This is a genomic window from Mycobacterium gordonae, assembly GCF_001417955.2.
GTDB classification, from domain to species: Bacteria; Actinomycetota; Actinomycetes; order Mycobacteriales; family Mycobacteriaceae; genus Mycobacterium; species Mycobacterium gordonae_B.
This window is the reverse complement of the sequence record NZ_LKTM01000286.1, coordinates 1-11,684: the sequence shown is the minus strand read 5'-3', so window position 1 is coordinate 11,684 and position 11,684 is coordinate 1. Positions and strand designations below refer to the sequence as shown.

Below are 11,684 nucleotides of genomic sequence, written 5' to 3'. Positions count from 1 at the left end.
TCAGCTGCCCTCCGGATCGGGTCCCGAGCCCATCATCTGCAGGCCGGCCAGCGCCTGCGCGGCGCCGGCGCGGTCGGTCTTCTCGACGGCGAAGCCCATATGGATGATCACCCAGTCGCCGGGCTCGAAGGTCTCCTCCGGCAGCATCCCGATGTTGACCTTGCGCCGGCGGCCGGTGACGTCGACCAGGGCCAGCTGTCCCTCGTAGCCCTCCAGCATCCCGATCACCTGGCCGGGAATCCCGAGACACATCAGCACTCCTGCTCCGCCGGCGCCGAAGTCTGCAGCGCGGCAACGATTCTGTGCACCGCGCGGACCGCACGGGGCACCGCGGCAGCGACCGGTTCGCTCAGGCCCAGGTGTTCCTCGACGCTGCCGGCCTCGCAGCCGACGATCACGGTGTAGGGCGGGTTGCCGCCCAACGCCCGCAGGCTGGTGAACACGGTCTGCGGGTCCATGCTGTGCGCGTCCAAACCCGTTGCACCGCAATCGCCGTCGTGGTCGGCCTGGAAGACGTGCAACATGCCCGGGGTGCCGCGGCCGGGTATCGCGTCGACCAGGACGAGCGCGTCCCACGCGTCGAGCAGGTCGTAGGCCAGATGCATGCCGCCGATGCCGTAGTCGACGACGCGCACGTCATCGTGCTGGATCTGGGTCAGTCGTGCCACCTCGGAGCCGAAGCCGTCGTCACCGAGGAAGATGTTGCCGATGCCGGCTACCAGGATTCGCGCTGTCATAGGCCTGACCTACATGCGCCGCAATCGCAGGTACCGCTTGGCATCCGGCAGCGAGGCCACACCCAGGCCCACCGCGGCCGCGACGACCAACGCGATCAGAGCGAGGAAAATCCAGCCTAAGACGTCCATGACGGGTTCCTTTCAGTGAGCGGTTCGATTTCGTCGGGGGAGAAGTACAGGTAGCGGCCATACCAGTCGTGCAGTTCGGCAGCCGGGTCGTCCTCCACCACCACGGCCACATGTTTGTTGCCCTCGACGTCCTCGTGCACCGACGTGACGCGCGCGGTCTTGCCGGCCACGAAGATGTCCTGCGCGTCGGCGTTGCGCCGCGGCCGGAGTACGACCCGGCTGCCCCGGGCGACCCGAACTCCGTGTACCAGGACGGCGTCGACTTCAGGGCGAACCGCATTGTCGGCCAGTGGGTCCCACCAGTCGACCCCGTCGGGTATCTCGGGGACGAGCCCGGCGGCGCGGTGTGGGTCGCGCAGCACACCGTGCAGGCGGCCCATGTCCTCGGCCGACATCGCATCACACCGGTCGATGATCTGTGCCGCCCGCGCATCGGTGGCGCGGGCCTGGGCTTTCTCTTCGTCGGTCATCGTCATCACGCGCAGCGTGAGGATCTCGTCGATCTCGGTGCAGTCGTAGAGTGCGGTGCCGCTCTGTTCGGCCACTTCGGGGTGGTCGTAGAGGATGATCGGCGAGATCAGCAACATGTCGTGTACGCCCGGCGGGCCGGCCAGCACCGGGAAACACCGATGCTGGGTGCACCGCGAGGCCGCGCCGGCCGCGCCGGCCGTGGGCTCCAGCAGTGAAATGAACTCGCCGCCAACGGCTTCGGCGATCACATGGGTGCCGATCATCGAGCGCGCCAGGGCATCGTTCTTGTCCGTGGCCGCCGCCCCGGTATTGGCCAGGTGCACGGAGATCCGCACCAGGTCGCCGTCGGGCTCGGCGGAGACGGTGAGCCGGCCCCGTACCTCGTGCCGCTCGCGAACCAGGCGGCCACCGTCGACCGCTTCGATATCGGTTGCGGGCGCGGCTGTTACGGGCAGCGTCCAGGGCGCGTCGTTGAGGGGCAACGGGCCGAAACATGTTTCGCACTCCACCGCTTCGTCCCAGGTCAGCCATGACCCGGCCGGGGTGGTCAGTTCGTCGACCGCCTCGAAGCCGCCGGCAACCGCGCGTTGCGCGTGGCGGCGCTGCAGTTGCAGGAAACGCACCACCAGGGTGATCGCGTCGGCGGAGCGGACCAGAAACTGCGCTGCCAGGGCGTCGTCCTCGCCGTGTCCGTCCGCGGCCGCGCCCGGCGGGCCGAGCACGCCGAATTGCCAACGGGATTGATTCTTGCTGGATGTCCCGCGGTAGGGGTACAGCAGGTAGCCCTCGTACAGCACGGCGTCGGCGACGGCGCGGGCCCGGTCCCGGCTCATGGGGCCACCTCCCGCTGCTCGGCGTCTGCCAACAGTGCCGCCACCGCGTGGTCGAGGTCCAGCAGCCCGCGCGCGGACTTGTATCCGGCCAGCGCCAAGACGGTCTCGTGTCTCAGGCGGACCCATCCGGTGCTGGGGTAATGCAGGGCGATGAGGTCGCGCCAGACGCCGACCGGCATGTCGTAGCGATCCTCGCAGTCCCACGAGACCTGTTGCACCGAGAATCCGCGCGGTGATGTCACGAAAATGGTTCCGCTGAACAGGAATTGCAGGGGCAGGGTGCCGTGGCAGAGTGCGTGCAGGTATTTCGCGGCCGCGACCTCGAAGTCGTACGTGCACTCCAGTGGCAACGCCACCGTGGTGGTGCCGGAGAATCCGGGCACCATGGCGCCACAGTGTTGCCACAGGAAGGTGCGCTGGGTGGTCGCCCAGCGGTCCCGGGTGCCGAACAGGTCGGTGAGGCCGGCCGCCTCCTCGTCGTTGTAGGACCGCCGCAGGGGTTCGATGCGCACCTGGCAACGCAGCGCGATCGCGTGCACGGGATCGTGCGGGCTGGCCACGACGCGGACGCGTGCGGTCAGCATCGGTGTGACGGCATACGGTTCGGGTGCCACGTCCAGCACCGCGAAGGACAGGTCCAGGTGTTCGGTCATGGCGGTGTCTGACGAGCGCGCGCCGCGATCCGCACGAAGAAACCGTCGATGAAGTCCCGCGCCTCCTGCCCCCCGTCGAATCCGCGCCACAGCATGCGCAGCCGGCCGACGAACTCATAGCAGGCGTCGATCGGCACCAGGAACGTCTGCGGCACTCCGGTTTCGGGCACCCGCACCAGGAGTGCCTCGACGTCGTCGGCCAGCAGGTCGACGCGGCGATCGGCGGCCCGGACGGCGTTCCACATGTCCAGGTCCAGCTCGGACTCGCACGCCCCCGCCGGCCCGGGATAGAACGCGACGGTGCGGCCCAGCGCCGAGTTGGTGAAGAAGAACGCCACCCCGACGGGAATCTGCATCGCCTCCCAGGCGCGCCGGTCCAGCGCGAAGTCGGGGAACGCCAGATACCGGTCGGGCACCGCGCGGTAGCGCAGTTCGGCGTGCGGGTCGGTGAACAACAGATAGCAGCCGCGGCAGACGCACATCAGTTGCCGGCCTGCCACGTTGACCACGTGCTGGTGCTCGTCGGCTATCGACTCCGCACACATCTCGCACCGCTCCCCGGCCTGCTCTTGACGTCGCGGGCTGCTGATGCGGGACAACACGTCGTAGGGGCTGGTCATGCCAAAACCCCCAGCATTGCGCGCGGCAGCGCCACCGACAGCGCCCCGTCCCGGGTCAGCAGCGGCAACGGCTCGAGGTGGCAGCCGGGGCCTGCCCCGGCCTGGGTGACGTCGAATTCCGTTCCACAGCGCGGGCATTGGAGCAGCTCTCGGTGCAGCTGCGCACCCGCCAGCGTGTCGTCGCACACCGGGCAGCGGTCCCGGTAGGCCAGGAGCTGTCCGTCCACTCGGCACGCCAGCACCGTGGCGTCGGCGACCAGGAAGCCGGCGACCTCGCCGGGTGCCAGGTCGGCCAACTCCGGCACCGGATGCCACTCCGTGCCGCCGTCAGGGTGCAGGTGGGCCAGAAGTGATTGTGCCGGAATGACATCGGGGTGCTCAGCGGTCACCACCTCGATGTCGATGATCTCCGGCGCGGCGGCCCTTATCGCGTCCTGCACCGCCAGCTCCAAGGTGACCGCCGAGGAGGGACAGCTCTTGCAGCTGCCCTGAAAGCGCAGCCGCGCCGTCCCGCCGGCGACCTCGACCAGCTCGACGTCGCCGCCGTGCGAGCCCAGGTAGGGCCGTACCCGGTACAGCGCGTCACCCACCCGGCGTCGCACGTCGTGCGGATGCAGGCCGTGGACCAGGAGCAGGCTGGCCACCAGGTCGTCGGTGGCCAGCCGCTCGGCCAACTGCGGACCCGCCTGGGCCATGATCCGTTGCAGCCCGGCCCCGTACAGCCCGGCCACCTCCCGGACCAACTGCTGCGCGCGGTCATGGGCGGCGGGTCCGCTCGTCGCGCAGGAATCCAGCAGCGTCTGGATCCGATCACCCGCAGCGCGCCACTGTGTCTCGTCCGCAGGGGATTCCGGGCGATCCACCATCTCTCACTCCGTTGCGGGTGACTGGGTGGGGGTATGCAGTCTCTCCAGCGTCTTGCCCTTGCCCAGATACATGTGCACGCCGCAGGGCAGGCACGGATCGAAGCTGCGCACCGTGCGCATCACGTCGATGCCTTTGAAGTTCTCCCGGTCGTTCTCCTCGAAGATCGGCTGTCCCTGCACCGCGTCCTCGTAGGGGCCCGGCGTGCCGTAGCTGTCGCGCGGGTTGGCGTTCCACGGGGTGGGCGGATAGGGGTGGTAGTTGGCGATCTTGCCGTCGCGGATCACCATGTGGTGGCTCAGCACGCCGCGCACCGCCTCGGTGAAGCCGCAGCCGATGCCCTCGTCGGGAACGTCGAACTTCTCCCAGGTTTTCGTTCGGCCGGCGCGGATCTCGGCCAGCGCCTGCTCGGCGAAGTAGAGTCCGCACGCCGCCGCGTATGCCTGGAAGTAGGTGCGCGCCCGGTTGCGTTCGAGGGTGTTGGAGCCGTGCCTGGGCACCTTCCACTCGAACTCCACCGGGCCCTTCAGCGCCGTCTTGGGCAGGTTGATCTTGACGCTGTTGCCGGTGGCCTTGACGTAGCCGATGTCGACCAGTCCGGCCAGCGCGGTCGACCACAACCGGGCCAACGGGCCGCCGCCGGTGTCCAGCGCCAGGTGGTCCTTGCCGTCGAACCAGCGCGGCGACATCACCCAGCTGTAGTTGCCGCCGTCCATCTCGCGCTTCTGCGGATGCGGGTTGGTGTGCTGGTTCCACGGGTGCCGCCGGTCGATCGGGTTGCCCAGCGGGTCGGTCTTGACGAACATCTCCTGGTCGGTCCAGTCGTCGTAATACGAACTGCCCAAAAGGATCCGGATGCCCAGGTTGATGTCGACCAGGGAATGGGTGACCAGCTTGCCGTCGACGACGACGCCGGGGGTGACGTACATCGCGTTACCCCAGCGCTCCATGTCCTTGTATTCGAAGTTGCACACCTCCGGGTCCTGGAACGAGCCCCAGCAACCCAGCAGGGTGCGGCGCAGACCGACCTTCTCGTAACCGGGCAGCGCCTCGTAGAAGAAGTCGAACAGATCGTCGTGCATCGGAACGACCTTCTTCATGAACTCGACATAGCGCATCAACCGGGTCATGTAGTCGGTCATCAGCTGGATGGTCGCCACCGTGCCGACCCCGCCGGGGTACAGCGTGGAGGGATGCACGTGACGACCTTCCATGAGACAGAACATCTCCCGGGTCCAGCGGCTGACTTGCAGCGCCTCGCGGTAGAACTCGCCGCTGAACGGGTTCAGCGAGCGCATGATGTCGGCGATCGTCTTGTACCCGTGCGCGTCGGCGTGCGGGGCCTGGGTCTTCTCCGCCTTGGCCAGCACACCTGGGTTGGTCTCGGCGACCATCTTCTCGCAGAAGTCCACGCCCACCAGGTTCTCCTGGAAGATGTTGTGGTCGAACATGTATTCCGCGGCCTCGCCCAGGTTGACGATCCATTCGCCGATGTGCGGCGGCTTGACGCCGTAGGCCATGTTCTGCGCGTAGCAGGAGCAGGTGGCGTGGTTGTCGCCGCAGATGCCGCAGATGCGGCTGGTGATGAAGTGGGCGTCGCGGGGGTCCTTGCCCTTCATGAAGATCGAGTAGCCGCGGAAGATCGACGACGTGCTGTGGCACTCGACCACTTCCCGGTTCTCGAAGTCGATCTTGGTGTAGATGCCGAGGCTGCCGACGATCCGGGTGATGGGATCCCAGGCCATCTCGACGAGCTGACCGGGTTCCCGCTTGGAAGTTGACGGTTCGGGAATGATGGTTGTCATAGCGAATACTGCTCTCCGCCCTGCGGGCTGTGTGGAGGATGAGGCCGGCCGCGACCGGCCCGGCGCTCACCAGGTTCGGCGGGCTCCGGTGACCAGTTCGGTGCCCTTGTGGCGCCAGCGAGGTTCCTTGTCGACCGTCTTTGCGGTGATATGGCGCAGGCTCCGGATCACGGTCCCGTACAGACCCGATGCGGTGCTGGACAGCTTGCCGCCCGGCGGTTCGTCCATGAACGGCATGAACTTGTCCGGGAATCCGGGCATGGTGCAGCCGATGCAGATGCCGCCGACGTTGGGGCAACCGCCGATGCCGTTGATCCAGCCTCGCTTGGGCACGTTGCACTTCACCACGGGGCCCCAACAGCCAAGTTTGACAATGCATTTCGGTGACCCGTATTCGGTGGCGAAGTCACCCTGCTCGTAGTAGCCGGCCCGGTCACAGCCTTCGTGCACGGTCTGGCCGAACAGCCACTTGGGGCGCAGTGCGTCGTCGAGCGGGATCATCGGCGCCTGGCCGGTGGCCATGTACAGCAGGTACGTCAGCGTCTCGGACAGGTTGTCGGGATGGATCGGGCACCCGGGCACGCAGACGATCGGTATGCCGGCCTTGCTCTTCCAGTCCCAGCCGAGGTAGTCGGGGACCCCCATCGCCCCGGTCGGGTTACCCGCCATCGCGTGGATTCCGCCATAGGTGGCGCAGGTACCGACGGCGACGATCGCGGTGGCCTTGGGTGCCAGCCGATCCAGCCACTCGCTGGTCGTCATCGGCTGGCCGGTGGCCGGGTCGTTGCCGAACCCGCACCAGTAGCCTTCGCTCTTGATCTGCTCGTTGGGGATGGATCCCTCGACGACCAGCACGAAGGGTTCCAGCTCACCCCGGTCAGCCTTGAAGAACCACGCGAGGAAGTCGTCGGCCCCGCCGGTGGGTCCGCATTCGAAGTCGATCAGCGGCCAGTGCACGGCGACTTGAGGAAGTCCGGGCAAGGCACCCAAGGCGATTTCTTCGACACTGGGCTGGGTGGCGGCAGTCAACGCCACCGAATCGCCGTCACAACTGAGGCCGGCGTTGATCCACAGAACGTGAATCAACGTTTGTTCTGCTTTGACTGCTGCTTCTGTTGGCATACTGCAGCTTTCCGGGGCCCGGGCTGCGGCCCCTACGCCGCCGGAGTCGACCGTCGGCCCACTTGCGCGGCGCTAATCTCAGGCCTACTCGCGCTGTCCGGCATTGTCAACGGTTCGTGGCCGGATTGGCGTCGGACAGAGGTCGGTCGGGGCCTGCCACGGCACCAAAACAGCTGTCGGGCTGCAAGATTCAGCACTGTCGCGATTGCTCGACGCAGGCGCTGCGGGCAAACTTATTGTCGTTTCCGTTATTTCTGTCATGCACATCGTTGGCAAGAAATATCCGATTGCGAAATGCCGCCATCCTGAGTCACTTTCATGACACATCCAGCGATGCCACCAGGAACTCGTTGCCTTGCAGTATCCGGACGTCTGGGCTTTCGCACCGCGGACACCAGATGGACCATTGCGAAGCGATTTCCGACCGACTGCCGCAGGCGGCGCAACGCACTTCGGCCGGGACGTGCTCGAGCTCCAGCTCGGCGTCGGGCATGCCCTCGGCATCGCGCACCAGAGCCCAACAGAACGATAAGGATTCGGGCACCACTTGCCGCAGTGCGCCGACCCGCACCCGCACCCGCTCGACGTGACGCCCCGCGGCGTGGGACTTGACCACCCCGGCGATCGCCTGGCACAGCGAGAGCTCATGCACCGTCGCCAACGTTAGCACTCCGAAAAGCGCTGCGGGTCAGAACAACTGGCGGAAGAATCCGGTGACGTTGGCGCCGATATTGGCGATGCCGGTGATGAGGTCGGGGGTTTGGAAGTTGTTGGTGCCGGTGTTGTAGAGGCCGGTGATGTAGGTGCCGGTGTTGAGGATGCCGGCGAGGTTTTGGCCGTAGTTTTGCCAGCCGCTGGTGAAGCCGGTGGTGATGGGGTCTAGGACGGCGGTGTTGAGGAAGCCGCTGGTTCCGTAGCCGGTGTTGAAGAAGCCGCTGCTGTTGCCGCCGCCGGTGTTGCCGAAGCCGCTGCTGGGGTGGGTGGTGGTGTTTCCCAGTCCGGAGAATTGCAGCAGTGTGTAGGTGTCGGTGTAGTCGACCAGGAAAGCCGAAGCCAATTCGTCCGGCACATAGGGGTTACCGGAGAACCACTGGATGCTCGTCCGCAGGGGTATGTCGAGGCTGAAGTTGATGCCGATGTTGTCGGCGCGCCAGAACAGGCCGATGTTTTGGTTGCCGGCGATGAAGGCGCCGGTGTTGAGGTTGCCGGTGTTGCCCAGGCCGGTGTTGGTGTTGCCGATGTTGTCGGCGCCGGTGTTGGTGTTGCCGATGTTGTGGGCGCCGGTGTTGTAGTTGCCGATGTTGAGGTGGCCGGTGTTGAAGGTGCCGATGTTGTGGTTGCCGAAGTTGTAGTTGCCGGGGTTGTAGTTGCCGGTGTTGTAGTTGCCGGTGTTGAAGGATCCGGTGTTGTGGTTGCCGGAGTTGAAGAAGCCGGTGTTGCCGGTGCCGGAGTTGAAGAGGCCGGTGTTGCCGGTGCCGGAGTTGAAGCCGCCGAAGCCGATTTGGTTGTCGCCGGTCAGGCCGATGCCGATGTTGCCGGTGCCGGTGTTGGCTAGGCCGATGTTGTGGTTGCCGGTGTTGGCCAGGCCGAAGTTGAAGTCGCCGAGGTTGGCTAGGCCCCAGTTGTTGTTGCCGGTGTTGGCGCTGCCGAAGTTGTTTGAGCCCCAGTTGGCGTTGCCGATGTTGGTGCTGCCCAGGTTGCCGCTGCCGACGTTGGTGTTGCCTTCGTTGCCCAGGCCGAAGTTGAAGTTGCCCCAGTTGCCGTTGCCGACGTTGCCGCCGCCGAGGTTGCCCCAGCCCAGGTTGGCGGGGCTGGTGTAGGTGATGCCGAACAGGCCGGCCAGGTTGTGTCCGCTCATGCCGATGCCGGAGAGGATGTCGAGGTTGGCGGGGTTGAGGGTGGAGAGGTCTCCGGCGTTGAAGATCCCGGAGATGGCGTTGCCGACGTTGCCCAGGCCGGAGGCGAATGCGTCGGAGTCGGCGGTGAAGTTGAGCATGCCGGAGGTGCCGCTGCCGGTGTTGCCGAAGCCGGAGATGCCGCCGCCGAAGCCGTAGTTGAAGAAGCCGGAGGAGGGGGAGGTGGTGGCGTTGAAGAAGCCGGTGCCGGCGGGGATGGTGAACAAGGTGATGGAGTTGGACACGGTGATGCCGGTGTCGCCGAGGATGGTTTGGGGCAGGGGGATGGTGGCGGAGAAGCCGGCGGTGCCGTTGTGGTCGGCGGTGTTGAAGAAGCCGTTGTTGGAGCTGCCGGTGTTGAAGGCGCCGGTGTTGAGGTCGCCGGGGTTGGCGATGCCGGTGTTGAGGTTTCCGGTGTTGTAGGCGCCGGTGTTGGAGTCACCGGCGTTGCCGAAGCCGGTGTTGAGGTTTCCGGAGTTGTTCCAGCCGGTGTTGTAGTCCCCGGAGTTGGCGAAGCCGCTGTTGGCTTGGCCGGAGTTGTACCAGCCGGTGTTGTAGTGCCCGGAGTTGGCCCAGCCCCAGTTGCCGTCGCCGGTGTTGGCCATGCCGTAGTTGTGGGTGCCGGCGTTGAGTAGGCCGAAGTTGTAGTCACCGGCGTTGAGCAGGCCGACGTTGGCTTGGCCGGCGTTGAGTAGGCCGACGTTGCTGGAGCCGGCCAGCAGCAGGCCGAGGTTGGCGTCGCCGGTGGTGAGCAGGCCGACGTTGTTGGTGCCGGCGTTGAACAGGCCGGTGTTGTTGGTGCCGGAGTTGAATAGGCCGGTGTTGCCGGTGCCGGAGTTGAGGCCGCCGATGCCGATCTGGTGGTCGCCGGTCAGGCCGATGCCGATGTTGCCGGTGCCGGTGTTGGCCAGGCCGAAGTTGTAGTCGCCGGTGTTGGCCAACCCGAGGTTGTAGCTGCCGTTGTTGGCCCAGCCCAGGTTGAGGTTGCCCAGGTTGGCCAGCCCGAAGTTGTCCGAGCCCCAGTTGGCGATGCCCAGGGGGTTGGCGTCGCCGAGGTTGGCCACGGCCAGGAAGTTGTGGTCGCCGATGTTGGCGGTGGCCAAGATGTTGTAGCTGCCTTGGTTGGCGTTGGCGAAGAAGTTCCAGGCCCCGATGTTGGCGTCGCCGAAGTAGTTGCGGTAGCCGATGTTGGCGTTGCCGGCGTTGTTGTGGCCGATGTTGGCGCTGCCTACGGCCCAGTTGCCGGTGTTGCCGCCGCCGGTGAGGAAGTCGCCGGTGTTGCCGCTGCTGGAGAAGGGGTTCAGGAACGGGGGCAGGAAGGAGAAGCCCAGGCCGTCGTAGTTGCCCAGGTTGCCGTTGCCGTAGTTGAAGTTGCCGACGTTGCCGTTGCCGATGTTCCAGAACCCGACATCGGCGAAGCCGATGTTGTGGGGCAGGGCGGTGAAGATGTCGATGCCGGACAGGTTGGCCCCGATGTTGCCGAACCCGGAGACCACCGCCAGGGCACCCTGACCCGCGTTGTAGATACCCGAGACGCCGACTCCGGTGTTCAGCGCCCCCGAGAGCAGCCCGCCGATGTTGCCCAGCCCTGAGCTCAACCCGCTGCCACCGGAGGCGATGTTGAACAGCCCTGAGCTGCCCGACCCGTAATTGCCGAACCCCGAGGAATTCCCCGCCCCGGTATTGAAAAAGCCTGACGACTCCGACGTCGTCACATTCCCGAACCCCGGCTCCCCACCAACAGAGAACAACGTATGCAACGTCGTCTGCACCGTATACGGCATGTTGTAGTAAGCCTGTAATTGTTGTTCGTAGAAATTGGGGGCGTTGTACGAGGCAAAAAATGTATTTTTATACATTGTCGTCTCGATCACCGAGTAGTTCAGGGTGATGAGGCCCTGGCCGTTGCCGCGCCAGAAGAGGCCGTTGTTGCGGTCGCCGGAGATGAAGGCGCCGGTGTTCAGATCCCCGGTGTTGGCGTATCCGGTGTTGATGTTGCCGGGGTTGTAGTCGCCGGTGTTGGTGTCTCCGACGTTGAAGCTGCCGGTGTTGTAGTTACCGGGGTTGGCGAAGCCGGTGTTGTGATCGCCGGTGTTGTGGCCGCCGGTGTTGAAGTTGCCCGAGTTCCACCAACCCGAGTTGGCCACACCGGAATTGGCCCAGCCGGTGTTGTAGTTGCCGGAGTTGGTGAAGCCCCAGTTGCCGGTGCCGGAGTTCAGCCAGCCGGTGTTGCCGGTGCCGGCGTTGAGGAATCCGTTGTTGCCGCTGCCGGAGTTGAACAACCCGGTGTTGGCGGTGCCCGAGTTCCAGCCGCCGAAGCCGAACTGGTTGTCCCCGGTCAACCCGATCCCGATGTTGCCGCTGCCGGTATTGGCCAACCCGATGTTGCCGTCTCCGGTATTGGCGAACCCGAAATTCAGACTCCCCGCGTTGCCGCTGCCGATATTCAGACTGCCCAGGTTCCCGGAGCCGAAGTTCACACTGCCCAGGTTCCCGAAACCCAGATTCGACGACCCCAGATTGCCCCACCCGAAATTCAGACTCCCCAGATTCCC

The 11,684-nt window shown here is 65.7% G+C and carries 11 protein-coding genes; all 11 read right to left on the bottom strand.

Translation table 11 applies throughout. The annotated features are described in order from the left end of the window. Positions 1–252 carry a HypC/HybG/HupF family hydrogenase formation chaperone gene (locus AO501_RS19365; protein ID WP_055579274.1) on the bottom strand — a complete coding sequence of 84 codons (252 nt, stop codon included), beginning with the start codon at positions 250–252 and terminating at the stop codon, positions 1–3. Continuing rightward, a complete protein-coding gene (locus tag AO501_RS19360) occupies positions 252–737 on the bottom strand; it encodes a hydrogenase maturation protease (RefSeq protein ID WP_055579242.1) in 486 nt (161 codons plus the stop codon). Before AO501_RS19360 ends, AO501_RS19365 begins: the two co-directional genes overlap by 1 nt. 9 nt (positions 738–746) lie before the next feature. After that, positions 747–866, bottom strand: a complete 120-nt coding sequence (locus AO501_RS40760; protein WP_371934961.1) for a DUF6893 family small protein — start codon at positions 864–866, stop codon at positions 747–749. Further along, on the bottom strand, positions 854–2,170 hold the full coding sequence (locus AO501_RS19355) for a hypothetical protein (protein WP_055579241.1): 1,317 nt from the start codon (positions 2,168–2,170) through the stop codon (positions 854–856). Before AO501_RS19355 ends, AO501_RS40760 begins: the two co-directional genes overlap by 13 nt. Then, the gene (locus AO501_RS19350) at positions 2,167–2,823 is read right to left on the bottom strand and encodes a DUF6084 family protein (RefSeq protein ID WP_055579240.1); all 657 of its coding nucleotides are present in this window, start codon (positions 2,821–2,823) and stop codon (positions 2,167–2,169) included. The genes AO501_RS19355 and AO501_RS19350 overlap by 4 nt, the downstream gene beginning before the upstream one ends. After that, positions 2,820–3,443 (bottom strand): DUF5947 family protein, encoded by a 624-nt coding sequence (locus AO501_RS19345; protein ID WP_055579239.1) that lies wholly within the window; start codon positions 3,441–3,443, stop codon positions 2,820–2,822. Before AO501_RS19345 ends, AO501_RS19350 begins: the two co-directional genes overlap by 4 nt. After that, the gene (locus AO501_RS19340; protein WP_055579238.1) at positions 3,440–4,309 is read right to left on the bottom strand and encodes a NifU family protein; all 870 of its coding nucleotides are present in this window, start codon (positions 4,307–4,309) and stop codon (positions 3,440–3,442) included. The genes AO501_RS19345 and AO501_RS19340 overlap by 4 nt, the downstream gene beginning before the upstream one ends. Before the next feature lie 3 nt (positions 4,310–4,312). Further along, positions 4,313–6,112 (bottom strand): nickel-dependent hydrogenase large subunit, encoded by a 1,800-nt coding sequence (locus AO501_RS19335; RefSeq protein ID WP_055579237.1) that lies wholly within the window; start codon positions 6,110–6,112, stop codon positions 4,313–4,315. 66 nt (positions 6,113–6,178) lie between these two features. Beyond that, positions 6,179–7,234: a hydrogenase expression protein HypE gene (locus AO501_RS19330; protein ID WP_055579236.1), complete on the bottom strand. Its 1,056-nt coding sequence runs from the start codon at positions 7,232–7,234 to the stop codon at positions 6,179–6,181. Positions 7,235–7,550: 316 nt separating this feature from the next. Beyond that, positions 7,551–7,886: a hydrogenase maturation nickel metallochaperone HypA gene (locus AO501_RS19325; protein WP_055579273.1), complete on the bottom strand. Its 336-nt coding sequence runs from the start codon at positions 7,884–7,886 to the stop codon at positions 7,551–7,553. 36 nt (positions 7,887–7,922) lie between these two features. Further along, positions 7,923–11,684: beta strand repeat-containing protein (locus tag AO501_RS40280; protein ID WP_419775681.1), on the bottom strand; the 3,762-nt coding region annotated here is incomplete at its 5' end.